23 protein-coding genes are annotated in these 25,953 nt (G+C 44.8%); 18 read left to right on the top strand and 5 right to left on the bottom strand.

What is annotated here, in order from left to right:
• Positions 1 to 6: 6 nt before the first annotated feature.
• The 4 genes from FND36_15845 to FND36_15830 all read right to left on the bottom strand — a co-directional run bounded on the left by FND36_15845 (position 7) and on the right by FND36_15830 (position 4,356).
• On the bottom strand, positions 7 to 1,359 hold the full coding sequence (locus FND36_15845; GenBank protein ID QDW75390.1) for an APC family permease: 1,353 nt from the start codon (positions 1,357 to 1,359) through the stop codon (positions 7 to 9).
• 93 nt (positions 1,360 to 1,452) lie between these two features.
• Entirely contained in the window at positions 1,453 to 2,406 is a 954-nt protein-coding gene (locus tag FND36_15840) for a sugar-binding transcriptional regulator (protein ID QDW75389.1), read from the bottom strand.
• Positions 2,407 to 2,500: 94 nt separating this feature from the next.
• Positions 2,501 to 3,532, bottom strand: a complete 1,032-nt coding sequence (locus FND36_15835; GenBank protein ID QDW75388.1) for a zinc-binding dehydrogenase — start codon at positions 3,530 to 3,532, stop codon at positions 2,501 to 2,503.
• A 20-nt stretch (positions 3,533 to 3,552) separates the two neighbouring features.
• On the bottom strand, positions 3,553 to 4,356 hold the full coding sequence (locus tag FND36_15830) for an aldolase (GenBank protein ID QDW75387.1): 804 nt from the start codon (positions 4,354 to 4,356) through the stop codon (positions 3,553 to 3,555).
• Between the two features lie 342 nt (positions 4,357 to 4,698).
• Here FND36_15830 and nrdD point away from each other — a divergent pair, with 342 nt between their 5' ends.
• The 8 genes from nrdD to FND36_15790 all read left to right on the top strand — a co-directional run bounded on the left by nrdD (position 4,699) and on the right by FND36_15790 (position 13,414).
• Positions 4,699 to 6,888 carry an anaerobic ribonucleoside-triphosphate reductase gene (gene nrdD / locus FND36_15825; GenBank protein QDW75386.1) on the top strand — a complete coding sequence of 730 codons (2,190 nt, stop codon included), beginning with the start codon at positions 4,699 to 4,701 and terminating at the stop codon, positions 6,886 to 6,888.
• A gap of 10 nt (positions 6,889 to 6,898) precedes the next feature.
• Positions 6,899 to 7,420 carry an anaerobic ribonucleoside-triphosphate reductase activating protein gene (gene nrdG, locus FND36_15820; protein QDW75385.1) on the top strand — a complete coding sequence of 174 codons (522 nt, stop codon included), beginning with the start codon at positions 6,899 to 6,901 and terminating at the stop codon, positions 7,418 to 7,420.
• 78 nt (positions 7,421 to 7,498) lie between these two features.
• On the top strand, positions 7,499 to 8,188 hold the full coding sequence (gene tenA / locus FND36_15815; protein QDW75384.1) for a thiaminase II: 690 nt from the start codon (positions 7,499 to 7,501) through the stop codon (positions 8,186 to 8,188).
• 139 nt (positions 8,189 to 8,327) lie between these two features.
• Positions 8,328 to 8,891 carry a hypothetical protein gene (locus tag FND36_15810; GenBank protein QDW75383.1) on the top strand — a complete coding sequence of 188 codons (564 nt, stop codon included), beginning with the start codon at positions 8,328 to 8,330 and terminating at the stop codon, positions 8,889 to 8,891.
• Positions 8,876 to 10,420 (top strand): energy-coupling factor ABC transporter ATP-binding protein, encoded by a 1,545-nt coding sequence (locus FND36_15805; protein QDW75382.1) that lies wholly within the window; start codon positions 8,876 to 8,878, stop codon positions 10,418 to 10,420. The genes FND36_15810 and FND36_15805 overlap by 16 nt, the downstream gene beginning before the upstream one ends.
• A 3-nt stretch (positions 10,421 to 10,423) precedes the next feature.
• The gene (locus FND36_15800; protein ID QDW75381.1) at positions 10,424 to 11,230 is read left to right on the top strand and encodes an energy-coupling factor transporter transmembrane protein EcfT; all 807 of its coding nucleotides are present in this window, start codon (positions 10,424 to 10,426) and stop codon (positions 11,228 to 11,230) included.
• A gap of 70 nt (positions 11,231 to 11,300) precedes the next feature.
• Positions 11,301 to 12,047, top strand: a complete 747-nt coding sequence (locus FND36_15795) for a hypothetical protein (protein QDW75380.1) — start codon at positions 11,301 to 11,303, stop codon at positions 12,045 to 12,047.
• A 305-nt stretch (positions 12,048 to 12,352) separates the two neighbouring features.
• The gene (locus FND36_15790) at positions 12,353 to 13,414 is read left to right on the top strand and encodes a transposase (protein ID QDW75379.1); all 1,062 of its coding nucleotides are present in this window, start codon (positions 12,353 to 12,355) and stop codon (positions 13,412 to 13,414) included.
• Positions 13,415 to 13,549: 135 nt separating this feature from the next.
• Here FND36_15790 and FND36_15785 read toward each other — a convergent pair whose 3' ends face one another.
• Positions 13,550 to 14,464: an AraC family transcriptional regulator gene (locus FND36_15785; protein ID QDW75378.1), complete on the bottom strand. Its 915-nt coding sequence runs from the start codon at positions 14,462 to 14,464 to the stop codon at positions 13,550 to 13,552.
• A 261-nt stretch (positions 14,465 to 14,725) separates the two neighbouring features.
• Between FND36_15785 and FND36_15780 the strand changes: the two genes are divergently transcribed.
• The 10 genes from FND36_15780 to FND36_15735 all read left to right on the top strand — a co-directional run bounded on the left by FND36_15780 (position 14,726) and on the right by FND36_15735 (position 25,928).
• Positions 14,726 to 15,901 carry a zinc-binding dehydrogenase gene (locus FND36_15780; protein QDW75377.1) on the top strand — a complete coding sequence of 392 codons (1,176 nt, stop codon included), beginning with the start codon at positions 14,726 to 14,728 and terminating at the stop codon, positions 15,899 to 15,901.
• Between the two features lie 26 nt (positions 15,902 to 15,927).
• On the top strand, positions 15,928 to 16,764 hold the full coding sequence (locus FND36_15775; protein QDW75376.1) for a sugar phosphate isomerase/epimerase: 837 nt from the start codon (positions 15,928 to 15,930) through the stop codon (positions 16,762 to 16,764).
• A gap of 16 nt (positions 16,765 to 16,780) precedes the next feature.
• Entirely contained in the window at positions 16,781 to 18,292 is a 1,512-nt protein-coding gene (locus tag FND36_15770) for a sugar ABC transporter ATP-binding protein (protein QDW75375.1), read from the top strand.
• The gene (locus FND36_15765) at positions 18,267 to 19,262 is read left to right on the top strand and encodes an ABC transporter permease (GenBank protein QDW75374.1); all 996 of its coding nucleotides are present in this window, start codon (positions 18,267 to 18,269) and stop codon (positions 19,260 to 19,262) included. The genes FND36_15770 and FND36_15765 overlap by 26 nt, the downstream gene beginning before the upstream one ends.
• Before the next feature lie 59 nt (positions 19,263 to 19,321).
• A complete protein-coding gene (locus FND36_15760; protein QDW75373.1) occupies positions 19,322 to 20,338 on the top strand; it encodes a sugar ABC transporter substrate-binding protein in 1,017 nt (338 codons plus the stop codon).
• Between the two features lie 162 nt (positions 20,339 to 20,500).
• Positions 20,501 to 21,283 carry an SDR family oxidoreductase gene (locus FND36_15755; GenBank protein ID QDW75372.1) on the top strand — a complete coding sequence of 261 codons (783 nt, stop codon included), beginning with the start codon at positions 20,501 to 20,503 and terminating at the stop codon, positions 21,281 to 21,283.
• 19 nt (positions 21,284 to 21,302) lie between these two features.
• The gene (locus FND36_15750) at positions 21,303 to 22,280 is read left to right on the top strand and encodes a sugar phosphate isomerase/epimerase (protein QDW75371.1); all 978 of its coding nucleotides are present in this window, start codon (positions 21,303 to 21,305) and stop codon (positions 22,278 to 22,280) included.
• A gap of 615 nt (positions 22,281 to 22,895) precedes the next feature.
• The gene (locus FND36_15745; protein QDW75370.1) at positions 22,896 to 23,768 is read left to right on the top strand and encodes a hypothetical protein; all 873 of its coding nucleotides are present in this window, start codon (positions 22,896 to 22,898) and stop codon (positions 23,766 to 23,768) included.
• Positions 23,769 to 24,040: 272 nt separating this feature from the next.
• Positions 24,041 to 24,976 (top strand): transketolase, encoded by a 936-nt coding sequence (locus FND36_15740; protein ID QDW75369.1) that lies wholly within the window; start codon positions 24,041 to 24,043, stop codon positions 24,974 to 24,976.
• 1 nt (position 24,977) lies between these two features.
• Positions 24,978 to 25,928 (top strand): transketolase family protein, encoded by a 951-nt coding sequence (locus tag FND36_15735; protein QDW75368.1) that lies wholly within the window; start codon positions 24,978 to 24,980, stop codon positions 25,926 to 25,928.
• The last annotated feature ends 25 nt before the right edge of the window (positions 25,929 to 25,953 follow it).

The following is a 25,953-nucleotide window of genomic DNA, read 5'->3' as shown; positions in this document are numbered from 1 at the left end:
TACCTTTTATTCTGCGCTTTGGTTTTTCATACGGATCTTATAGTAAATGATTCCGATGATGTACCATGCGATGGAGTAAGCCCAGATCATCCATCCGCCGCCGATGATATCCGGAATGTAGCAGATGACGATCAAAAGCAGAGCGAAAATTGGCAGTACATTGCCGCCGGGAGCGTGGAACGCGCCTTCCGGAAGATCAAACTTGCTTCTGGCTTTCAGAAGAGAGATGATATTGATCGTGATCGTAACAGTGGCAAACAGCGCGCCGAAGCTGACGATGGTAGAGGTAAACTGCGGGAAGCAGGAGATGATCGCCGCTGGGATCATAACCACGAAAGTAGCGTAAGAGGGTACTCCCGATTTGTTGGTCTCGGACAGCTTCTTTGGAAGGGAACCTTTCTCCGCGGCTGCCTGGATCGCTCTTGAGGTAAGAGAGGTTACCGTCATCATGGTTGTCAGCAGAGCCAGAAGAGCGGAGATAGAGATCAGCTTAGAAACCCACGGAATGGCTGCCAGTTTGGTAAATGCGGCCGCGAACATTGGGATAAACTGCATTCCAGGATTCTCCATCAAGAAGTCCGCGCTGATCAGGCCAACGGTTGCCAGGATCATGCCAAGGTACAGGCACAGAACCAGGATCATGGCGATCAGAACAGATCTTGGCACGTTCCGGTTTGGATTCTTTACTTCAGATACCATGAAGGCCATGGCTACGATAGAACCATATCCTGTCATAGCGGTGGGAACCATAGCCAAGAAGCCGGTAGACCCTGCGGATCCCTGGGTAAAGAATGGAGTCAGGAGACTCGTGTCCCACTCACCGGATCCAAAGGAAATGGCAATGTATGCCACCATAGTGATGACAAGAGCCAATACCAGCAGGTTATTTACTTTTCCGGCCAGCGCAAAATTCACGCAGTTCAAAATGGTGATGAACGCAACCGCGATCAGCGCCAGCGGAATCTGCATATTTGCGAAAATTGGGAAACCAACGCTCAGATATGTACCAACATAGATCGCGGCGAACGCGATAGCTACGATGTTGGCATTGATATATCCCCAGGTAGAGATCCAGCCCCAGAGAGCGCCTTCTTTCTCGGTCTTGCCAAGCGCTTTGGAGGGGAATACGAATACACCGCCTGATTTTGGGAAACGTGTGGACAATTCCGCACAGATCAGCCCATAGCAGAGCATGATGACCGCGGCGATCGCCCATGTAAGGATTGCGGAAGGACCCGCAGATGTCATTGTCAGTCCGGACAATGAAAAGATAGAACTACCGATCATACCACCGGCGATCATGGCGACACAAGTGCCTAATCCCAGTGATCCACCCTGATTACTGTTGTTGTTTGACATACACTTTCACTCTACCACACCAATGCAAAAGGGAAAACATTAATATGATAATTCTCCTTTCCTTTTTGAGAGGGCAGAGGTTCTGGGTCTGCCCTATACTATAAGTTCATTTGCGGTCTGGAAGTCAGTGATCAATACGTTGACATAGTTCCCGTTTAAAGCCGCGCGGATGGCCTCGGTTTTTTCAAGACCGCCGGCGACTCCGATCCGGGTTGGAATATTTTGATAATCTTCAAGAGGGATGGCGATGATCTGATCTCCGAAAGGAGGGATCACTTCGTTCCCGTTTTTATCGAAAAAGTGCGTGCAGACTTCACCTGCTACATCTTTTGTCCATTTGGACTGTTCCATATCCGTCCGGTCATAGAGGGAGATCATATGCTTCCACTGGCTCTGGGCGGTCCCGATTCCCACAACGGCGATGGTGCAGCGCTTGAAGATGGAATAGGATTCCTGATAAAACGGATCACTGAGGATTGATTGCTTCAGCGCCTCGCTCCGTACAATGACAGGAGCGAGCATCAGGGATTCTCTGGCCCCCAGTTTCTCCGCGAGACGGTATACGATGCTGTTGACTCCGGTATGGGAGTCGGATTCTTTTGCGTTTCCGATCAGTTGTGTTACCGTCAGATCTTGCGGAAGGGAGGAGGAAGGAGTCCAGTAGTCAGCCATGGCCGCTGTTGTCCGCCCCCTCGTTACTCCGATGATATCTCCTTTTTTGAGGATGCTCTGCAGATAGGCGCCTGCCGCGATCCCCAACTCTCGAACGAGATTGTCTTCAACGATATTATTTACGATTCTGACTCCAGTTAAATTATATTTCTGCTCAAGCTCCGTCTCCAGTTCGAGGTTTGATTTGTCCAGATCCTGAATAGTAATCTTTACAATACCAAGATCCACACAGGCGCTGACGATCCGATTCACCCGTTGACGAGACATGTTCATACGTTTCGCGATATCCTCCTGTGTAAGTCCTGCCTTATAGTAATAGTAGGCGACTCTTTGGTATTCCCCTAATTTTTCTTCTGACAAATTTATGTTTTTCATAAACCCATCCTCCGTGATCTTGATAGGTCTATTATACCTCTCGAACAGCCCTTTTATCAACTGGCTTGAGAGAGACTTTGACGGTTCGTGACCGTTATGGCTGTACGATGATTCTGTAAGTGTCTGGAAGGACAGCTTCTTCCAGAGCTTTCTCGATATCTGCCAGAGGCAGCTTATCGGAGATCAGCGCAGACATGTCCACTAATTTGGAGGACAGCAGTCTGGTCGCGATCAGGAAGTCCTTCTTCTGAGGATTGACAGTACCTGTGATGATCTGCTCGGAAGAGTGGATCTTGTTCGGGCTTACCTCGATCGGCAGGTCTGGATGGAAGGAAGTATAGAAAACGGTCCGTCCGATCTTTCCTGTCATGTCGACAGCCTGTTTTGCCAGAGCGGCAACGGGTACTGTGCAGAATACGGCGTCCGCGCCTCTTCCGTCTGTCAGTTTCTTTATCTCGTCAACCGGATCAACTTCACCGGAATTGATCAGAATATCAGCGCCCATCTTCTTAGCGACTTCCAGACGTTTTGCGTCCAGTTCGCAGGCGATGACTCTTGCGCCTTTTAATTTGGCAAGCTGGATATGCAGCGCGCCCATGATTCCTACACCGATGACAACAACATCATCTCCAAGCTCTACCTGTCCGTTGCGGATGCTGTGCACACAGCAGGCAAGCGGTTCGGAGAGAGCGGCGTGAGAGAGGTCGATGTCGTCTGCCATTTTATAAACATCTTCTGCGTTTACCATCATGTATTCAGAGAAACCGCCAGGTCCCATGGCACATTCCTGAGTCTCCGCGATGAAGGATTTCACGCAAAGATTCTCATGGCCGTTGCGGCAGTAGTAGCACTCGCCGCAGGAGTTTAAAAGACGGATGGCTACTTTGTCTCCGGCTTTTACGCCGTTTACTTTCGCGCCGACAGACTCAACTACACCAGCGGCCTCGTGTCCGCCGGCAAACGGATACCGGTTCATAACGCCGGTGTATACCCGCTGCTCCAGGGTACAAATGGCGCAGGAATCTACCTTTACCAGGACTTGTTTGTCACCTGGTTCTCTTTTTTCTGCATCGTGAAATGCGATTTTCTTTACGTCCTCAAGGACAGCTACTTTAAATGTACTCACGTCTATTCCCTCCTGATTTGTTATACAGCAAATGTTTTATTCATTTCTTTCATGGCGGCTTCTACGCTGCAGTCTTCGTGGATCAGTTTCGCGATGGCCGCGGTGTATCCAACCGGATTCTCATGTCCCCAGATATTTCTTCCCATTGCTACACCAGCGCCGCCTACTTCCATTGCGTCTTTGATTTCCTGAAGAAGCTGTTCTACCGGAACCTTCTTAGCTCCGCCAAGGATCACAACTGGTTTGTAAGTCGCTTCTACCAGGTTTTTGAAGGATTCCTGGTCTCCGGTGTAGTTGGTCTTTACATAATCCGCGCCAAGCTCAACGCTCTGACGGCAGGCAAATGTAAGATTCTCCGGTGTTCTGGAATCTTCCGCTGGCTCGAATCCTCTTGGAAGAGCCTCTGCCAGTACCGGGATACCCCATTTATGACAGTCCATACATAATTTGGTCAGGTTGCTTAAGTATTCGTTCTCGAATTTGGAGCCTGGAAAGCTCATGGTGATGACAGAGTCAGCGCCCATTCTTGCCAGATCCTCGGCGGTAACAGTAATTTTCATGGCTTTGCTGCGGTCTCCCAGGAAGGATACACCGCCGTCTGTCCTTACGATGATTCCTTTTCCGAGGAAAGAATCGGTCAAGTGTTCTGCCATACCTACGGTGCTAAGGAACGCATCTGCGCCGGCAGAAGCGATCTCACGGACCAGCTTCTTAGGATTCTGCAGAGCCGGCAGAGTGTTGAAGTTCGCTGCGTGGTCCATAGCCAGGATAAAGGTTTTGCCATCCGGCTGAAAGATATGGTTCATTCTTGCTGTTGTGTTCATAATGTTCCTCCTTTTTACTCTCATGACTGTTACAAATGTAACAGTAATAAATCTTTTGTAACTTATGTTTGAGTTACATTTTACATATAAGTATTACAAATGTCAACATATAAAAAGGGAAAATAGACAAAAAAATAAGAAGAATATTGGGAGATGTAAGCGAAATGCCGGAAAAACGATCGGGGCCGGGGGATTTTTAAAAATCCCCCGGCCCCGATTGAAAAATTACGGAGTTGCCTCTTCCCTTTTCGGAACAAGTAGTGTATGATAGTACAAGACACTAAATATAGTAAAAGAATGTAAGAAATATCAATATTTGGTATAAAATAGAAGGGAGTAAGAATGGACATTCAAGTAAAAACTAAGGTAATCAAGCGCAATGGAGAAGAAGTAGACTTTCATTTGGAGAAGATCATCAACGCGATCAAGGCCGCGAACAATGAGGTGGATAAGATCCATCAGATGAATGAATACCAGATCATAGCGATCGCAGATAACATAGCCGGGAAGGTAAAAGATTTTACTCACGCGGTGAACGTGGAAGATATTCAGGATATGGTGGAAACCGGGATCATGGAGATGCGCGGTTACGAGGTGGCCCAAAAGTATGTCCGTTACCGTTATAAAAGAGAACTGAAAAGGAAATCAAATACAACGGATAACGGGATACTCTCTCTTCTGGACAATATCAATGAAGAGGTGAACCAGGAGAATTCCAATAAGAACCCGGTCATTAATTCTACCCAGAGAGATTATATGGCCGGCGAGGTGAGCAAGGACCTGACAAAAAGAGTGCTCCTGCCGGAGGAGATCGTGCAGGCTCACGAAGAAGGAATCATCCATTTTCATGATTCTGACTATTTTGCCCAGAGAGAGCATAATTGTGATCTCATCAATCTGGAAGATATGCTGCAGAACGGAACGGTCATCAGTGAAACGCTGATTGAAAAACCGCACAGCTTCTTTACCGCGTGTAATGTGACCACTCAGATCGTAGCGCAGGTGGCCAGCAACCAGTATGGCGGACAATCCTTTACACTGGCGCATCTGGCGCCGTTTGTGGATATCAGCCGGCAGAAGATCCGTAAAAATGTGATCGCGGAGAGACAGGAATGCGGCGAAAGCCTGGATGAAAGGATTATTGACGCGGTAACGGAACGCCGCTTGAAAGATGAAGTAAAGAGCGGGATCCAGACGATCCAGTATCAGCTGATCACCCTGATGACCTGTAACGGACAAGCGCCGTTCGTAACGGTATTCATGTACCTGGACGAGGTAGAGGATGGCAGGATCCGGGATGATCTGGCCATGATCATTGAGGAAGTGCTGATCCAGCGGATGCAGGGAGTGAAGAATGAAAAGGGCGTGTGGATCACACCGGCCTTTCCGAAATTGATCTACGTGCTGGATGAAGATAATGTGACGGCGGATTCCAAATACTGGTATCTGACGGAACTGGCCGCAAAATGTACCGCCAAGCGGATGGTGCCGGATTACATTTCCGCTAAGATCATGAAGGAATTGAAGCAGGGCGAAGTATATCCGTGTATGGGATGCCGTTCTTTCCTGACGGTAGAGGATTCTCAGAGAAACGCGGACGGCAGCCATAAATTCTACGGCAGATTCAACCAGGGAGTAGTGACCATCAATCTGGTAGATGTCGCCTGCTCTTCTGAAGGAGATATGGACCGGTTTTGGGAGATCTTAGATGAGCGGCTGGAACTTTGCCACCGGGCGCTGCGCTGCCGGCATGAGCGTCTTCTTGGAACCGTTTCTGATGTGGCGCCGATCCTGTGGCAGTATGGAGCGCTTGCCCGTTTGAAGAAGGGAGAGAAGATCGACAGGCTTCTTTATAATGGATACTCCACCATATCCCTGGGGTATGCGGGACTGTATGAAATGTGCGTGCGGATGCTGGGGAAGACCCACACAGACCCGGAAGCGCAGCCATTTGCTATGAAAGTTATGCAGAGACTTAACGACAAGTGTACCGAGTGGAAAGAGGCGGAGCACATCAGTTATTCTGTCTATGGAACGCCTATGGAATCCACTACTTATAAATTTGCCAAGTGTCTGCAGAAACGATTTGGGATCATTGAGGGTGTGACGGATAAGAATTATATTACCAACAGTTATCATGTGCACGTATCGGAAGAAATCGATGCGTTCCACAAGCTGAAATTCGAGTCGGATTTCCAGAGATTGTCTCCAGGCGGCGCTATCAGTTATGTGGAGGTTCCGAATATGCAGGATAACATCCCCGCGGTGCTGTCGGTGATGCAGTTTATCTATGATAACATTATGTACGCGGAACTGAATACCAAGAGTGATTACTGTGAGTGCTGCGGCTATGATGGAGAGATCCAGATCAAAGAAGATGAGTCCGGCAAGCTGATCTGGGAGTGCCCAAACTGCGGGAACCAGGATCAGGATAAAATGTTTGTAGCCCGCCGGACCTGCGGTTATATCGGGACACAGTTCTGGAATCAGGGACGTACCCAGGAGATCAAAGACCGGGTACTGCATTTGTAGGAGACAGGGAATGTATTACGGAAATATAAAACCATATGATATCGCGGATGGTCCGGGCGTGCGGGTGAGCCTGTTCGTTTCGGGCTGCCGCCATCACTGTAAAGGCTGTTTTAACGCGGAGACCTGGGATTTCTCTTATGGACAGCCGTATACCAAGGAGACGGAAGAGGAGATCATAACGCTTTTGTCTCCTTCTTATATCCAGGGGTTTACACTGCTGGGAGGAGAACCTTTCGAGCCGGAGAACCAGAAAGAATTGGTACATCTTCTGCGCAGGGTCAGGGAGACATATCCGCGGAAAGATATCTGGTGCTATACCGGCTATACCTGTGATGTAGATCTGATCCCCGGCGGAAAGGCGCATACGGATGTGACGGAAGAAATGCTTTCCTATATTGACCGGCTGGTGGACGGAGAGTTTGTAGAAGCCAAGAAGGATGTGACCTTAAAATTCCGGGGCAGTGGGAACCAAAGGATCCTATATAAGGATGGAGAGGGAAACTGGAAAGAGGACGGGGCTTTTATGGCCTGATTATTTTGGCTTTTTGGAAGTGCGGGAAAGGCAAGAGTATGATATTATATATGAAAAATCTATCGGGAGGAAAAGAGCATGAAAGTATCACAGCGTTTGTATGAGAAAGCGCTCCCCATTTGGGAAAGCTATTTTACCCATCCTTTTATCCAGGGAATGGCAGACGGGACATTAGAGAAAGACAAGTTTCAGTTCTATATGATCCAGGATCATAAGTATTTGATGGAGTACGCGAAAGTATTTGCCCTCGGAGTTGTAAAATCCAGGGACGAAAAAGATATGCGCTTATTCAGCGCCTTTATCGCGGACACTTTGAATACAGAAAATGCGGTACATCAGTTTTATTTGAAGGAGCTCGGAATCACCCAGGAGGTGATCGAGCAGACTCCTATGTGCCTGAACAATGATTCTTATACGAATTATATGATCGCGGTAGCGATGAAAGAAGGACTTGCGGAATTGACTACGGCAGTCTTGGCTTGTTTCTGGAGCTACAAACTGATCGGCGATTATCTTGAGACGGTACCAGGGGCTATGGAGCAGCCGTTCTATGGAAGGTGGGCCAGCACTTATGTCAGCGATGCGTTCCGGGGAGGAAACCAGACGGTGATCGACCTTCTGGATCGTCTGACAGAAGGATATACGGAAGAGCAGATCCAGAATCTGGAGCATATCCTGATCAACTGCAGCAAATACGAGTATCAATTCTGGGATATGGCCTGGACAAAGGGCGATATGGATTACCGTCTGCAGCCGGAAAGCATATAGATACAATCTATAAATAAAGATTTATTTGAATAATCGATTGGAATAGTTAAAGAACTCCATGGTATAATGACTCTGTTTTTGAAAACCTCAAGCGAAAAGCGGCATTAGCGGCCGCCGCAAAGGAAAAAGGAGAGAGAACATGGAGAAAAAATTCACAACAAAAGAAGTTGTAGTAGTGGCAATGGTTGCTGCGGTGATCGGAGTAATCTACACATTGCTGGATTGGGCATATATGCCGTTGTCAGCAGTGCTGGGTACTGTATTTATGGAACTGACTTTTGGAATCTATATGCTGTCGGCGATGATGCCGATGTATCTGGTGCGCAAGCCGGGATTCGCCATCTTTGGCGCGCTGGTGACCGCGGGAGTGAACCTGCTTTTGGGAAGCCCTTATGGTCTGCAGCTTGTGCTGGCAGGGTTCCTGGAAGGACTTGCTGTTGAGATTGGATACGGGGTTGTAGACAAATATCAGGGAAGCATGAAGAACCTGCTGCTGTCAGGAATCCTGGGACCGATCTTTGTGCTGTGCAGAGATGGATTCTTCTGGGGAACTCCCTGGAGCTATGGAGGAGCAGTAGCGGCTGGCGTGATAATCGTCCGTTTCTTTAGCGCTATCGTGATCAGCATCATTCTTGTCAAGGTTATTACCGCAGCTCTGGCAAAAACCGGAGTGCTGAAAGGATTCAAATGTGTAAAGGCATAAAAAAGTCAGAGGAACCGGTCATCCTGGAAATGCGGGATGTAACATATTGTTATGAAGGAGAGACGCTTCCGGTATGGAAGCATCTCTCTTGCTGTTTTTATAAAGGCAAGATCCATGCGATCAGCGGCCCGAGCGGCTGCGGGAAGAGCTCTATTCTTTATCTGCTGAATGGATTGATCCCCCATATGTATGAAGGGAAGCTGGAGGGAAAGGTGTTCCTTGAAAAGGAAGATATTACGTCTGTACTTCCAAGAGAACGGTGTGACAGGATCGGATTTGTCATGCAGAATCCAGAGAGCCAGTTTTGTACTTTCACCGTAGAAGAGGAATTGGCGTTTGGAATGGAAAATCTGGGATTTGATCCATCTGTGATGGGGGAAAGGATTCAGAAAGCGCTTGCCTTCGTGGGAATGGAAGGATATGAGAAGATGGATCTAAATAATCTGTCAGGGGGCCAGAAGCAGAAGATCGCGATCGCTTCTCTGCTGGTGACAGAGCCGGAAATCCTGCTGTTGGACGAGCCGACAGCCAATCTGGATCCGGAAAGCCGCCGGCAGATCTTTGACCTGATCCTCCGTCTGTCCAGAGAAGAAGGAATTACGATCCTGCTGGTGGAACATAATATCGCGGAGATCATTGACCAGGTGGATTATGTCCTGGCGCTGGATCGGAATGGAACTCCAACGGCCAGCGGCGCAAGGGAAGAGGTGATCCGCCAGGGCTGGCGTGTCCAGGCAGAAGAACAGATAAAGCGCCGGGGAAAGGATCTGTCTTCTGAGGAAGAAGTTCTGAGGATCGAAGGCTTGGAATTTGCTTATCCGATCCCCGGAAAACGGAAGAAAGACAAAGAAAATGGAAAACAGATCATAAAAGGTCTGAATCTGTCTGTGAGAAAGCAAGAATTTCTGGCGATCGTTGGGGAGAATGGCGTAGGGAAGACGACGCTTATGCGGCTGATCTTCCGGATCAATACCCAGGACGCCGGAACGATCCGGCTGTTTGGCAGGCCCGTAGAGAGCTACCGCAAGAAGGAGTTGTATCATCTGATCGGATTGGTGTTCCAGAACCCAGAGAATCAGTTTATTAAAAATACAGTTTATGAAGAATTGATGTTCAGCCTGAAAAGAGTGCGGATAAGCGCCGAGGAAAAAGAGAAGCGGGTCCAGGAAATGTTGGAGAAGTTCCATCTTGCGCAAGAGAAAGATAAAAGCCCCTTTGTGCTGAGTCAGGGCCAGAAACGGCGGCTCAGTGTGGCGGATATGCTTTTGACCCATCAGAAGATCTTGTTTTTGGATGAGCCTACCTATGGGCAGGATTTTGAGAATCGGCAGGAATTGATGAAGGATATGGAGAAACTGGTGGAAGAAGGGATCACCATCGTTATGATCACCCATGACTTATCCCTGGTAAGGCAGTACGCCACCCGTGTGGTGGAGCTGGAAGAGGGGAGCGTGAAGAAAGCTTTGCCGACAGAGGAATATTTTGCCTGGAGAGAAGCGGGCGAGAGAAACCGGAAAGGGGGAAGGTAGCGTATGTTCGCGTACATAGAGAAAGATTCTTTTCTTCACCGAAGAAATCCGATCATAAAACTGCTTCTGATCGTCGCGGTAACGATCATTGTCTGTCTTTCGTATTTCCCGGTCCTGCCATTTCTGACGTTTGTGATTTTTTTCCTTGGGACGTGGGCAGGCGGAAAGATTCCCTTCCAGAATCTTCTGCGCCGGCTTCTGCTGTTCTTGGTGGTGAGCTTTTTATTTATGATTTCTATGCTTGCGCTGCGGGGATTGAACGCAGAGCCGGGAATTGTGTTCCGGCTGTGGATCTTCCAGTGGACCCAGCGGGATCTGGTCCATGGATTTTCTCTTGGATTCCGGATTCTGGCTTTGGTGACAATGTCTATGGGATTTGTGCTGACTACAAGGCCCAGTGATCTGGTGCTGAGCCTGATCACCCAGTGCCGGCTGTCCATCGTTCATGGATATGCTACAATGGCAACTTATCGTTTTCTGCCGGAACTGCAGTCTCAGGTAGACGCGATCCATTTGGCGCAGGAGATTCGCGGACTTCCCTGGAATAAAGGGATATTTTCCAGGTTTACCTCGCCGTTCAGAGTGATGCTGCCTTTGTTCTGCGTGGCGGCCAGACGAGGAGAGCGGGTGGCCTGCGCAATGGAAAGCAGAGGGCTTGGCAGAGAAGGGAAACGGACCTTTTACCGGACTATGAAAACGGACCGGGCGGACTGGGGATTCCTGATTGTTTCTCTTCTGCTCTATGGGGTGCTTGTGGCGGTTCTGGTGAGATATGATCTATTCCGGTTCAGCTTCGCATCGATCCAGTAAACATGGAGCCGGCGGGGGCGGGATGTGATCAAAGAGATGGAAATGAATGTAATTTTAAAGGAGGAAGCGTATGCCATATAAACATAAAAATATTGAATATGGGCTGCCCCATGAATGTTATCCAAAGGAGCGGGTGGAGGAAAGTCTTGAAACATTGAAGGGGGTATTGGGCCTGGAAGCGGAACCGGTGGGAATCACCCTGCTGTTCACGAAAGAGGATTATGACCAGTATCCGGTGGAGGAGACAAAGTCGGCAATGCCCTATTGCGTGATGGTCAAACAGGCGGCGATGCGGGAGACGGCGATCAAGAGCAGATTAGAGCATCATAAGTGCGATGGGGCGACAACTGCTTTGGCCTTGGAGCCCAGTACGGAACGCATCGAAAGCGGGCAGGAATATTTTTCTTATCAGCTGTATTCTTCTGTGGCAACGGCAGGACGTCTGCGCAGATCGATCAAAAGTCTGCATAGGCTGCAGGTATCTACTTACGGGGTGGCGGTAGTTCCTCTGAAGCAGTGCGTACAGACGCCGGATGTTGTGATCGTTATGACCAATGCGTACCAGTCCATGCGTATCGTGCAGGGGTATGAATACAATACTGGAAAGAAGCCGGCCATCGATATGGGAGCTATGCAGGGGATGTGTTCCGAATTGACAGTGTCGCCTTATCTGACAGGAGAGCTGAATGTGAGCGTACTGTGCCCAAGCACCCGTATGCTGTGCAAGTGGAGCGAGCACGATATGGGCGTGGGGATCCCGTTTGAGCTGTTTGAGCAGATCACAGAGGGAGTTGTGGCGACACAGCCGAATTACTAGAACGCAGCCTGCCTGCCGCGGGCAGATATTGAATATATAAAGGAATCGCTGGTTCTGTGAAGGAGGCGGGCGATTCCTTTTTGACTATTGATAGAAGCTTTTGCGAGTGTGATATAGGGGTTGCGGTTCTAGTCCTTTTTGTGTTACAATATTGTCACATCAAAATCCCGGACCACTCCAATTCAGGAAATTCAGTGTCCGGATCAGTATGCCGCAAGAGAAAGCGGCACAGTCTCCAAGGTTCAGGGCTTTTCGGCCGGAGATTTCAAGTTTTGATGAAAATACAATTGAAGAGGAGGTTTTTTATGGGGAAAGCAAATGTGGCAGTAAATCAATGGCTGAGTGACGACAGGAGATTTGCGGATCTGTTTAACGGCCTATTGTTTGGCGGCAGAGAAGTAATCCGTCCGGAAGAGTTGGAATGCCTGGATCGGGAAACAGATGTGCTGATCGCTGGAAGGGAAAAGAAAGAGAAAAGTATTCAGCGGTACAGAGATATCGTAAAGCGGTGGGAAAAGGGAGCTACTCTTACGATTTTAGCCTGTGAGACTCAGGAGAAGGTACATTACGCTATGCCTGTAAGGAACATGCTCTATGACAGCCTGACTTATACGGACCAGATCCGACAGCGGTGGAAACAGACAAAAAGAGAAAGGGAAGAGGGAAATTGGCGATACCCGTGGGAAACCGGCGGGCGCATGACCGGAGAAGAGTATTTATCCAGATTCCGCAAAGGGGATAAGATTCAGCCGGTGATCACGCTGGTCTTCTACTATGATCTGAAGAAGTGGGACGGCGCTTGGGAGCTTTATGATCTATTTCAGATAGATGGGATTACAGGAGATACGGAAACGCTGCGCCAGTATCTTCCCAATTATCATATCAACCTGGTGGATGCGGGGAATATGGGAGAATTGGGGAGGTTTCATACAGATTTACAGCAAGTATTCGGCATGTTAAAATGTAGGGGAAAAAGGGAGGAACTGCAGAAATATCTGTGGGAAAATGAGGAATATTTCCGGGAAATTGATGTAGAGACGTATCAAGCGCTGCGGGCGTTTCTGCATTCAGAAAAACTGTTAAAAGATATAGAAGAAATAAAAGGCTTGGAGAAGGAGGGAAAGATCGATATGTGTCAGGCGATGGAGGAATGGTATGCAGATGCGCTGCGGGAAGGAAGAGAGCGTGGGATGGAAGAAGGAAGAGAGAACGGAATAAAGGAAGGCGAAAAAACAGGAAGGCAGGCAGAGATCCTTTTGGTAGTGAAAAATATGCTGAACAACGGATTTTCTGCTGGTGATATTGAGAAATACACCGGGATCTCTGGACAGGAGATCGAGACGGCCCGGAAGAGTCTGGGGAAGTAATTAAGATTTTAAAGATAAAATGGGAAAAGAAAGCAGCAGGAACTATGGTTTCAAGAGTTCCTGCTGCTTTCTTTTTGTGTCTGGAAATAGTTGGAAAATATTGGAAATAATATAAGATTTCCCGCATGGTATAATTTATACAACGAGACGTTTTTTATATTCCCTCGGGGAACAATTCATATATTTGCGAAAGACTTCAGAATAATAGCTGGGGCCAGAAAAGCCTACCTGCTGGGCGATTTCCGTGATATTGAGAGAATCGGAGACCAGAAGTGAGAGGCTTTTTTGTATCCGGTAACGGAGCAGGTATTCAAAAGGTGTCTGATGCAGTGTTTTCTTGAAGATGCGGCAGAACTCGCTTTTGCTGGTGTGGCACGATTCTGCCATCTGATCCAGGGTGATGGGCTCCGTATAGTGGGCATGAATGAATAAAAGAGCGTTTTTTAAACGAGAAATCTGTTTGATTTCAGTCAAACCAGAGCCGGACGAGGACTGGCGCTGCTGGAAGGATTCAAAAACAATGGTCCATAATTCGCAGAGGCGGCTCTTGATATGGAGTTCATAGCAGGAAGATCTTGATTCATAAAAAGTAGCGATTTCCTCTAAGTATTTGCTGAATAAAAGAGCTTCTTCAGTGCCGGCGCGGAAAATGAAAGAAGGAAAAGAATCCGCATTCAGAAGAGGAAAAGTGTAGTTGGTATCAATGTCACTTTTTTCGTACCCATATACTAGATTGGAATTAAAAGTAGCGACGAGATAATGGCAGTCGCTGCCTTCAAACATAGAAGCGGAATGGAGGGCGTTGGAATTTACAAAAAGACAATCCCCTTCCGTGAGATGATAAGTGGTCTGGTTTACCTGATAGACCATGGATCCATCTTGAACAAGCATAATCTCAATCTCTGGATGCCAGTGGCAGTTGAGTCGGCCAAATGGATAAGCAGATAAAGTAATATGGAGAAGATAGATCGGAAAACCATAGTTGCCATGGGGATTTAGTTCTCTCATATTTTTGTCGACTTTGATCTCACGCGGCATATTTGCTGGCATATTGACACCTCCAAATAAAGAATATTGTTATTTTAAACAGGAATATAATTATAGAACAATGGCAAAATTGTTGTTACAATTATACCATCAAAAACACAATAATGCAAACAAAATGGGAAATATATACAAAAATATGGCTATATTTATGCTCTGAGAAATTTTGGATAAAAAATATCGTCAAGAAGATTGTTATAAAATGAGCAGTTTTGTTATAAAGGTCATTTTGAAAGATTATTTGGGGGAAAAGGAGGAAAAGGTTTTATGAAAGCATTACAGGTAAGTGCGGAATGGAAGCCCAGAAAAGGGTATCAGCCTACGGAAAGGGAGAAACGGGATAAACGGGCGATCATGGGAAGCGATCTGTTTTGTCATCCGAAGCTGGAGTTGGTAGAAAAACCAGTACCGGTTCCCAGGGATGATGAAGTGCTGCTGAAAGTGGGAGGTGCCGCGGTATGTGGTTCCGATACCATGTTTCTGGGGGCCGATGAAAATGATTATACCTATTACTGCGGTCATTGCAAACTACCCGTTGTGATTGGACATGAATTTTCCGGAGAGATTGTCCAGGTAGGAAAGAATGTTAAAGGATTTAAGGAGGGGGATCTGGTAGTTGCAGAAACAATGAACTGGTGCGGCGAATGCTCTGCATGTCGGGCGGGTCTGTTTAATCAGTGTGAAAATTTGGAAGAAATCGGCTTTTCACTGGATGGAGCTTTTGCGGAATATCTGGTGGCAAAAGAAAAATTTTGTTTTCATGTAGAAGACCTTGTACCTGTATATGGAAGTAAAGAAAGAGCATTGGAAGTGGCGTCTATGGTAGAGCCGACAGCAGTTGCTTATAACGGGATGTTCACCAGAGGCGGAGGATTCCGGCCAGGGGGAAACGTGGCGGTGTTCGGCGCCGGACCGATAGGCCTGTCTGCGTTGTCGCTGGCAAAGGCGGCAGGGGCTGCAAAAATTATTTCTTTTGATAAAAATCCTCTAAGGATGAAACTGGCAAAGGATGTAGGTGCAGACTATGTGTTTGATCCAGATAAATTGTTCCAGGAAGGAAGCAGTCCAAGCGAGAAGGTAATGGAACTTACGAATGGTATTGGGGTAGAGATGGCTGTAGAAGCGACACATCATCAGGCAGAAACGATTCCAGAGATTGAAAAAATGATGAGTGTAGGCGGAACGATTGCGCAAATCGGGATTTCGGCCACAAGGACACCGATTATGTCCACATATCTGCAAAAGAAAGGAGTGAATTATCATTGTTCCATTGGAAGTTCTGGACATGATATCTGGCCGCATGTGATTCGATTGATCGCAAACCGAAGAATTGATCCCAGTAAGTTTTTGACCAGGTGTTATTCCCTGGAACAAGCAATCGAGGCGATCGAGGCAGCGGCTAGTCTGGAAGGCGGAAAATTTGTGGTGACACCGAACTGGTAATGGAAAGATAGATTGGGGGATGGAACATGGGGAAGATAAAGTTTGGCATATGTGAGTGGGCGTCTCCTATCCAGGGGCCATACATTTGCAAATTTTTAAAAGATATGGGCCTAGATGGAGTAGAACTTTTTCAGGGAGACTATGAACATAGTTTCCCCTTATCTAATCCATATATCCAAGATGCTTATTTGGAAGAAAAAGTTAAATATGGAATTGAGTTCTCCGCGGTTGCAGTTAATTGTTTGGACTATTATGGAATTACGAAACCGGTGGATTCTCCCGAGAAAAAAGTGGCGTTGCTGGCGTTAGAAAAATCAGTAGAAATTGCAAAGAGAATGAAACTTCCTTTGATACAGTTTCCGGCATTTGGAGAAAGTCGGATAGAAACGGAGAAAGATTTCCAGGAACTTGTGATTTTTTTGCGCAGAGCATGTCAACTGGCGGGAGAGGCAGGAATCCAAGTGGCAACGGAAAATGCATTATCTGTAAAAGAGGATATCCGGCTCATAGAGGAAGTTGGATATCCAAACCTAAAAATTTATATGGATACGCAAAATCCATATTTGAACAAAGGGTATTTCGCACCGGATATGATACGGGAATTGGGTGACAGAATTTGTGAAGTGCACGTAAAAGATGGAAAAGAAGGAGAACTTAGCGCCGCCCTTCTAGGAGAAGGAGCGACCTCGTATTATGAATCGGTAAAGGCATTATGTGAGATTGGATATCAAGGATTTGTGCATTTGGAAAATTATTATGACCAGCCACCAATGAATCACTGTGATAAAGATGCGATTGAATTAATGAGGCAAGATATTGATATCCTAAAGAAATCTTTTAGAGGTTACAACGGAAGTATTTAGGGAAGGAGGGGGAAATGTGGAAGAACTAGCACTTCAAATGAAAGGAATTTGTAAAAGCTTTTCAGGCGTGCAGGTGTTAGATAATGTAAGTCTGGATGTGAGAAAGGGAGAAGTACATGTACTTTTAGGAGAAAATGGAGCGGGAAAATCTACACTTATTAAAATATTGTCGGCAGCCTATAAAAAGGAAAAGGGAGAAATTTTTCTGTCTGGAGAAAAACTAGATGGTCTTTCAACTAAAGCGGCAATTGATGCGGGAATTAGTGTAATTTATCAAGAATTCAATTTGAATCCCTATACAAGTGTCTATGAGAATATTTTTTTGGGAAAAGAATTTCATAATGGAATTGTGATAGACCGTAAAAAAATGATTTCAGAATCAGAGAAAGTTCTAAAACGTCTGGGGGTTGAAATCAATCCAAAGGCGCTTGTAAAAAACCTAAGTGTAGCACAAAAGCAAATGGTCGAGATTGCTAAGGCGCTTTCAACAGAGTTAAAAATTTTAGTTTTAGATGAACCCACAGCAGCAATCACAGATAAGGAAACCGAGCGTTTATTTGAAGTGATTCGTAAATTAAAAGAAGAAAATATAGGGATTATTTATATTTCTCACAGAATGTCTGAACTATTTGAAATAGGTGATAGATGTACGGTTTTGAGGGACGGAAAGTATATAGCAACATTGGATCTAGTAAATACCAATACAGAAGAGTTGACAAAATTGATGGTAAACAGAGAGGTTCAGTTTGAGAAAGAAAAGAATCCTTATATTAACAAAGAATATTGTGCTCTTCGGGTGGAAAATTTATTTTATAAGTCATTGCTAAAAAATATTTCTTTTCATTTGTATAAAGGAGAGGTACTGGGAGTTGCTGGATTGGTAGGGTCTGGTCGGACAGAAATGGCGAAATGTATTATTGGAGCATATCGAAAAGATGGTGGAAAAATTACTTGTCAGAATGATACTAAGGAATTAAAGAAAAACAACATAAACGATGCAATAAAAAAGGGGATTGTTTATCTTAGCGAAGATCGAAAAGACGAGGGGCTAATCTTAAATCATTCAGTAGCGGATAATATTATTTTGCCAAATTTGTCGCAGTTTGGAAAGTATATTTTGAAAACAAAAAAAATCCCTTCTTATGTGAAAGAGTACATGAAAAGATTGAATGTAAAAGCGACAAGCTATCAACAAGAAGTTCGACGTTTGTCAGGGGGAAATCAGCAAAAGGTTGTAATAGCAAAATGGGTGGCCAATAATGCGGATGTATATATTATCGATGAGCCTACAAGAGGGATAGACGTTGGGGCAAGAGAAGAAATTTATAATATTATTAAGGAATTATCCCAAAAAGGAGGTTCCGTTATTATGATTTCCTCCGATTTAGTGGAGATTATGAAAATGAGTGATCGTATTATGGTAATGCATGCTGGAGAAATAGCAACAATTTTGGAAAATACAAAAAAATTGACTCAAAAACAAATTTTGGAATATGCACTATATGGAGGTGAGCAAAGTGGAAAATAAAAAAGTTGTAGAACTAGCTCAAAATAAAAGAAAGTGGCTTTCGGAAATTGCTCTTTACATAGGTGTCATAGCCATTATCTTAGTATTTACACTTTTATGTAAAGTTAGGGGAATTGATTATCTTAGTTGGAATAATATAACCAATATTGTTGTGCAGTCCTCCATTGTAGGTGTTATGGCGATAGGGGCTTCTATTGTTATTTTGACAGGTGGTATCGATTTGTCTAGTGGAAGTATGTTGGGATTTAATGGAATGATTTGTGCTTTATTGATCGTAAAAGGAGGACTGCCCTTAGGGATAGCATTAGTTTTGACAGTAGTAGCAGGGTGCTTGGTTGGGGCTGTAACCGGAATAGGAATTAGTTATGGAAAATTGCCGGCTTTTATAATGACACTTGGAATTATGGAGATGGCAGAAGGTGGTGCACTTGCACTGAATGGGGGACAACCAATCTCAGGATTACCAGGAGAACTGAATGCATTTGCAAAACTGACAATTTTAGGAATTCCGACGTTTGTCTACTGTTTGATTATCCTATATATAATTATGATATTTGTAATGGGGAAAACTAAATTTGGGAGACATGTATATGCGTTGGGAGGAAATGTACAGGCGGCACGACTATCCGGAATCAATACTAAAATGGTTGAGATTTTAGTATATACATTAGCAGGATTATTTTCAGCGATTGCCGCATTGATGTTACTTGCTAGGTTGGCTTATGCGTCTCCAACATCTGGTAAAGGATATGAGATGGATGCGATTGCCTCTTGTGTAATTGGCGGAATTGCACTTTCAGGCGGACAAGGAAAGCTGAGGAATACATTAGTGGGAGCATTGCTTCTTACAATTTTAAAAAATGGATTACAGATGTTGGATGTATCCGTATACTATCAGCAGATTATTACGGGGCTTGTTATTGTTGGAGCAGTCCTGGTGGATAAATCAGAAGAACGAAAGGCGGAATAATAGAAATAATATTGTCTTGCAATATTACCACGTTATAAAAAAGTAAAGGAGGAAAATTTATGAAAAGGAAAAAAAGGAAAATCATAGCTGAATGTATAGCAATTATCCTGGCCGTTACGTTGATTGGATGTGGAACAGTTGATGATAGTGGAAGTGGAGAGGAGCAGGAAACAGAGAAAAAAGATAGTTACAAATTAGCAATAGTTCCAAATGGTTTGAGTGATCCTTATATGATTATTCTTTCGAATGCGGCTAAGATGCAGTGCGAAGCATTAGGGCATGAAGGAGTTGTCCAAGCTACGAGTGGAGAAGGACTTACAGATGTGGCAGGACAAACAGAACTGATTGAAAATATTATTTCAAATGGAACTTTTGATGGCCTTGTTATGGTAGCCATGTCAGCAGAGGGAGCAAATGTTTCAGTTAAGGCATGTCAAGATGCTGGCCTTCCGGTTGTTATGATGGACAACAACTGTGATCAAGATGCGTTAGAAGCAGATGGTTATGAAAGAATTCCGTTTGTAGGAACTGATAATTATAGCGCCGCCGTAGCAACAGGAGAATGGATAAGAGAAAATTATCCCGAAGGAACTAAGCTGGCTAAAATTAACGGAGAAGAAGGCAATGATAACGGGAACAAGCGGAAAGCAGGAATTGACGATGGGTTAGATGATTGGTGTGATATTGTTGCGGAACAGTCGACAGATTGGTCTGTTGATCAAGGATATACAGCAACACAGAACATTTTGACAGCAAATCCAGATGTAGAAGTTTTTTGGTGTGCTTGTGATGCAATTGGTATTGGGTGTGTAAGAGCATTAGAAGAGGCTGGTGTACTTGATGAAGTCGATGTAATCGGTTTTGATGGGACAATAGATGGATTGAATCTGGTAAAAGACGGAAGTGAAATCGCAAATACTGCGCAGGCACCCGATGTGGCGGGGAAAGAAGCAATAAATGTTCTACTTGAAGTTATTGAAGGCGGCAATCCGGAAATGGTAACAGATAGTGGTTTTGAAATTGTTACAAAAGAAGGAGCCGAAGAAGCCATTAAAAACTTAGAACAATATCAGTAATTTGAAGTGAAGAGAGTTTCCCAGTAAAATTAAATACGTGGTAATATTGAGATAACGAGGAGTTTTGGTGAAAAATCCAAAAGTTTATAACCGCCTTTCGTCATGTGCTTACGAAAGGCGGTTATGTAAAAAAGTGGCTTATTATTTGGAGGGTAATAAATAGTGTTAAATTTAAAAAATAAAAATGTCTTTATAACTGGAGCGGCGAGTGGAATGGGGAGAGCTTGTGCGGTAAAATTCGCGGAAAATGGTGCTAATGTTGCGTTGGCAGATATTGCGGAAGATAATCTGGAAAAAGTAAAACAAGAGTTGCTGCAAAAATACCAAACAAAGGTAAAAAAATATATATTAGATGTATCAAATGAAAATATGGTAAATGATATAATTCTAAAGGCATGGAATGAGTTCGGCGGGATTGATATTTTAGTCCATGCGGCAGGAATAGTTATTTTAGGCTTACTTCATGAAGTAGATAAAAAAGGTTGGAATAAAACAATGTCGGTTAATTTGGATGGAACGTACTTTGTGAACTATAAAATGACAGAATTAATGAAGGAAAGAAAATACGGGAAAGTTATTAATTTTTCTTCTATTGCTGGGAAAATTGGGGAGGGATACAATGTTGCGTACTCTGCATCAAAGGGAGCGGTCTCGCTTTTTACACAGGGGTTAGCACTTGAAATGGCGCCATATAATATTACTGTCAATGCAGTAGCGCCAGGAAAAATTATGACAGAACAGACTCAGGGAGCGGCAAAATGGTGGGCAGAAAAGAGGAACATTACACCAGAGCAGTTTGTTCAGGAAGTGGCTGATTCTGTTCCAGTAAAGCGCTTTGGAACACCTGAAGAAGTGGCTGATTGTGTGCTTTTTTTGGCAAGTGATATGTCGAGTTATATTACAGGGCAGACTATTACTGTTGCGGGTGGACAAACTTTGATTTAAGAGATGCGAGGCGAATTGTATGAAACTTGGATTGTGTACAGGAACATATGCTGACTTATCATTAGACGAAGTATGCCGAATGGCAGTTGAATATGGATACGAAACACTGGAGATTGAAACGTTTGAAAAAGGTAATCTTCATTTAGATATTCATACTATTTTAATAGAAGGAAATGTCAAGAAATACAAAGAAAAGATTAAAGAGTATGGTTTAGAGATTTCATCTCTTGGAGATCATCCAGAAAGCCAATTGGTAATGGGCCCGTATGGAAGAGATACTGATGATATATATAGCGGAACCAAAGAAGAAAAAATTCGATACGGTACAGAGGCGATTATCAAAGCGGCTCAAGTGGCAAATGAGATGGAGGTTCCGGTTGTTGTAGGATTTACAGGATGCGAAAATTTTGGTAGAGTATGCCAGTGGCCGGATGCGAAGGCGTGGGAAAGAGAAGAAGAAATTTTTGCAGAACGATGGGGAAAAATTCTTGATAAATTTGATGAATATGGAGTGAAATTTGCGCATGAACCACATCCTAATCAAATGGTGTATGACATTGAAACCGCACAAAGAAGTATAGAGCTATTGGGGAATCATAAATCGTGGGGATTTAATTTTGATCCGGCTAATATGATGATGTATGGGATAGATGTTGAGTTATTTGTCGATTTGTTTGGGGACAGAATTTTTGGTGTCCATGCAAAAGATGCTCAAATTGTGAAACATAATGTAAGAAAATCCGGATTAAATCCATACGGAAATTATCGAAGAATTGATAGAGGTTTCAGATTCCGTATTCCTGGCTGGGGAAATGTTAATTGGGAAGATGTAATCACAGAATTAGCTATGGTAGGATATTTTGGCTCTCTTACTTTTGAACATGAAGATATCACAATGAGTAGAAAAGATGGTATGAAAAAAACAGCTGATTTTTTAAAACCATTACTTATTGAAGCCCCGTTCGAAGGCCGTAGTGACTTGAATTTTAGATTTTGATATGAGTAAAATTTTTAAAACCTATTATAATTGAAACGAAATACAATGTGCAAGGAAACTTAGACTTATTCAAAGAGAGCTAAAAAAGTAAGAACTTGGTTGAATTTTGTATAAAGATAATCTTAGCTTTATGAAAAGCTATAAGTAGTATGGCAGACGGAAATAGAGTTTTTCTAAAAGAACGGATCTTTGTGTTGCGAGGTTTATGAAAGCAGTATTTTATGGGAAGCTTTAAAAGACGCGATGCCAAGAGATTTTACAAGAAACTTTGCGCCTGAATTGCTAGATATCAAGGGACTTGGATTCGATATTTAGGAGCAATATGAAAATGTAAATCATTAAAACGGGAAAGCACGATAGCCTTCCCGTTTTATCCTCTAGAAAAGAGATGTTTTTAAAAATATAGTTGACAGATAAATAGAAAAGAGATATATTTATCACATAAAAGCATTTTCATTTCTGACCGTACATTTCTACGCGGCATCTGCCGTATCGGACATTCTGACTTATTCATCGAAGGAAATCTCAATGCTTTGTATCTTGATCAAACAATGCAGAGAGGTTTTTAAAAAACAGAGTCCTCCTGCAGAACACATTTTTAAAGGAGGAAGCTGGATGGAGAGGAAACCAAATCGTCTCTATAAGTCGAGGCTGTTCGTGATGATTTTTGAGGACAAAAGAAAGCTATTGGAACTGTATAATGCGGTCAGCGGGAAACGATATGAGGATCCGGATCTTTTGGAGATCAATACTCTGGAGAACGCAATCTATATGTCGCTGCGCAATGATCTTTCGTTTCTCATCGACACCAGACTGTCCTTGTATGAGCACCAGTCAACCTACAGCCCAAATCTTCCGCTGCGATTTCTCTTTTATCTTGCGGATCTGCTGTCAGGAATGACGGCAGAAGAAAATCTGTATGGAAGACGGAAAGTACAGATTCCGCCGCCGAGATTTGTGGTCTTCTATAATGGGGAGGAAGACCAGCCGGATAAAAAAATCCTAAAACTCTCCGAACTTTATACGGTAGAGGAAGAGGAACACAAGCTGGAATTGGAAGTGCTTATGTTGAATATCAACCAGGGACATAACCTGGAACTGATGGAAGCCAGCCATACGTTATGGGAGTATGCAGAATATACAGAAAGAGTAAGACAATATACAAAAGAACTGCCTATAGAGGAAGCGGTAGAACGGGCGATCACAGAGTGTATCCAGGAAGGAATCTTGAAGGAATTTTTGGAAGGAAATCGCAGGGAGGCAAAAAACATGAGTATATATGAATACGACCAGGAAAAGCATCTGCGTCAGGAGAGGGAAGCGGCCTGGGAAGAAGGCCAAGAATGGGGCAGGGAGAATAAATTGGAGGAACTGATTCAGAAGAAATTAGCCAAAGGGAAGTCTGTTCCAGAAATTGCGGAAGCATTAGAAGAGGAAGAAAATGAAATTCGAAGACTGATCTTGGAGATGGAGGAGAGGAAAAAGTAGCCTTTATTGGCCTGCCGAGGCGGTAACAGCCGTTCATTTCACTTTTGCGGGAAAGTGAAATGGACGGCTGTTTTTATCACCTTCCGCAAAATATCAAAGAATATTGTTATTTTATATAGCAATAAATTTATAGAAGTAACATCGATAAATTGATAACATAAATACAACAAAAGAAGCAGATCGGGAAAATCAAGATTTTAGCAAACATAAGAATATTGTTATAGTTTGTGCAAATTCTGTTATAACGGATCCATAGGAAAGGAGATGGAAGAATGAGCGAAGTGATGCAGGATTTTAAAATGCTGAGGAAAAAGACGGAAGAGACCAGATTTAATCTGGTGGCAATGATGGACTATGCGGGGAGCGGACATCCGGGAGGGTCTCTTTCGGTTTTAGAGATTATGACAATGCTGTACTACGGAGGCGTTATGAAATATGACGCAGCGCATCCAAAAGCGCCGGACCGGGATCGGTTCGTGCTGTCAAAGGGACATGCCAGCCCCGCTTTATATGTGATTCTGGCTGATCTGGGATATTTCCCGGCGGAAAAATTAAAGGAGTTTGATGCCAATGACAGTATGCTTCCCAAACACTGTAATCGGCTGAAAACGCCGGGGGTAGAGGCATCTACAGGAGCATTGGGACAGGGATTTTCTATGGCGCTTGGCATGGCTCTTGCTCAGAAGATGGATGATATAAACAAGTATAATGTATACTGCATCCTTGGAGATGGGGAATGTCAGTCTGGAGAAGTGTGGGAGGCGGCCATGGCGGCGGCTAAATATGGACTGGATAATCTCAAAGTGATCGTGGATAACAACCGGCTTCAGATTGACGGGTTTACGGAGGACGTGATGCCCCTTGGAGACTTGAAGGCAAAATGGGAGGCCTTTGGCTGGTATGTGGATGAGTGTGACGGCCACGATCTGAAAGCGCTGAAAGAAGCATTCCGGAGAATGGACGAAGAGGCAGAAAAAGGGGCGTTTCCACAAGTGTTGATCGCTAATACAACCAAAGGAAAAGGAGTTTCTTTTATGGAAGATGAGGCGGACTGGCACAGCCGGAAGATGACGAAAGAAGAAGGAGCTCAGGCATTAAAAGAGGTCCGGCAGACATATGAAGAACTCTTTAATGAAAATATTGATGATTCCATCTTGTTCTTAAACGCGGAGGAACTGGAAGCCTTGAAGGGAGAAGGAGGGAAGTAATATGGCAGAAATGACAGAGCGGACGCTGATCAGTAAAGAAGTGTTTGGAAAAGTGATCGTAGAACTGGCGGAACAAGATGAAAGAATCGTGGTCTGCGACACGGATCTTATGCGGTGTTTTGGGACCAAAGCATTCTCCCAGAGGTATCCGCGGCGCCATATCAACTTTGGAATCGCGGAACAAAACTGTATGGCGGCAGCGGCGGGGATCGCCCTGGCAGGGAAAAATGTATTTGCCAGCTCTTTTGCGAATTTCGCTACGAAGCGGGCCTGCGACCAGGTGAGTATATCCATCGCCTACAACGAGGCCAATGTAAAGGTGTGCGGACTCTATGCGGGGCTGACGGCGGAGAAAAATGGAGGGACCCACATTGGTGTGGAGGACGTGGCCCTTATGCGCAGTATCCCCAATATGTGCGTAATAGAGCCGGCAGATACTTGGGAGTTGGAAGCGGCCGTACGTTTTTTGGCGGAATATGAAGGGCCGGTGTATTTCCGGCAGCCGAAGATGTACTTGAGGAATGTATATGACCATATGCCAGAGTTTCAGCTTGGGAAAGGTGTGACTCTGACAGACGGCTCAGATATCGCGATCATCGCCTGCGGCATTATGACAGGGATTGCCCTGGATGCGGCAGAGCTTTTGAAGGCGGAAGGGATTTCCGCAAGAATCATCAACATGCCCAGCCTTAAGCCGCTGGATGGAGAAGTGATCCGTAAGGCGGCTAGAGAGACTGGGGCGGTTATTACCTGTGAAAACCACAGTGTCATCGGAGGTTTAGGAAGCGCTGCGGCAGAGGTGCTGGCAGAAAAAGGGAGCAAGGTAAAACTCAGACGGATGGGCCTTTCGGATGTGTTCGGCGTGACTGCTTCTCTTGCTTACCAGCTTGAGAAAAACCAACTGACAAAAGAAGCGATAGCGGCAGAAGCGCGCCTGCTGCTTGGCAAATAGAAGAAGGAATAAAGGAGGAACGTTT

This window comes from Lachnospiraceae bacterium KGMB03038, assembly GCA_007361935.1.
GTDB lineage: Bacteria > Bacillota > Clostridia > Lachnospirales > Lachnospiraceae > Massilistercora.
The sequence above is the reverse complement of the archived record's forward strand: the minus strand, read 5'-3'. Positions and strand labels throughout refer to the sequence as shown.

Coding starts and splice junctions, on each gene's coding strand:
- FND36_15845 (QDW75390.1), bottom strand. CDS start 1,359: ATGTCAAACAACAACAGTAATCAGGGTGGATCACTGGGATTAGGCACT.
- FND36_15840 (QDW75389.1), bottom strand. CDS start 2,406: ATGAAAAACATAAATTTGTCAGAAGAAAAATTAGGGGAATACCAAAGA.
- FND36_15830 (QDW75387.1), bottom strand. CDS start 4,356: ATGAACACAACAGCAAGAATGAACCATATCTTTCAGCCGGATGGCAAA.
- nrdD (QDW75386.1), top strand. CDS start 4,699: ATGGACATTCAAGTAAAAACTAAGGTAATCAAGCGCAATGGAGAAGAA.
- nrdG (QDW75385.1), top strand. CDS start 6,899: ATGTATTACGGAAATATAAAACCATATGATATCGCGGATGGTCCGGGC.
- tenA (QDW75384.1), top strand. CDS start 7,499: ATGAAAGTATCACAGCGTTTGTATGAGAAAGCGCTCCCCATTTGGGAA.
- FND36_15810 (QDW75383.1), top strand. CDS start 8,328: ATGGAGAAAAAATTCACAACAAAAGAAGTTGTAGTAGTGGCAATGGTT.
- FND36_15805 (QDW75382.1), top strand. CDS start 8,876: ATGTGTAAAGGCATAAAAAAGTCAGAGGAACCGGTCATCCTGGAAATG.
- FND36_15800 (QDW75381.1), top strand. CDS start 10,424: ATGTTCGCGTACATAGAGAAAGATTCTTTTCTTCACCGAAGAAATCCG.
- FND36_15795 (QDW75380.1), top strand. CDS start 11,301: ATGCCATATAAACATAAAAATATTGAATATGGGCTGCCCCATGAATGT.
- FND36_15790 (QDW75379.1), top strand. CDS start 12,353: ATGGGGAAAGCAAATGTGGCAGTAAATCAATGGCTGAGTGACGACAGG.
- FND36_15785 (QDW75378.1), bottom strand. CDS start 14,464: ATGCCAGCAAATATGCCGCGTGAGATCAAAGTCGACAAAAATATGAGA.
- FND36_15780 (QDW75377.1), top strand. CDS start 14,726: ATGAAAGCATTACAGGTAAGTGCGGAATGGAAGCCCAGAAAAGGGTAT.
- FND36_15775 (QDW75376.1), top strand. CDS start 15,928: ATGGGGAAGATAAAGTTTGGCATATGTGAGTGGGCGTCTCCTATCCAG.
- FND36_15765 (QDW75374.1), top strand. CDS start 18,267: ATGGAGGTGAGCAAAGTGGAAAATAAAAAAGTTGTAGAACTAGCTCAA.
- FND36_15760 (QDW75373.1), top strand. CDS start 19,322: ATGAAAAGGAAAAAAAGGAAAATCATAGCTGAATGTATAGCAATTATC.
- FND36_15750 (QDW75371.1), top strand. CDS start 21,303: ATGAAACTTGGATTGTGTACAGGAACATATGCTGACTTATCATTAGAC.
- FND36_15745 (QDW75370.1), top strand. CDS start 22,896: ATGGAGAGGAAACCAAATCGTCTCTATAAGTCGAGGCTGTTCGTGATG.
- FND36_15740 (QDW75369.1), top strand. CDS start 24,041: ATGAGCGAAGTGATGCAGGATTTTAAAATGCTGAGGAAAAAGACGGAA.
- FND36_15735 (QDW75368.1), top strand. CDS start 24,978: ATGGCAGAAATGACAGAGCGGACGCTGATCAGTAAAGAAGTGTTTGGA.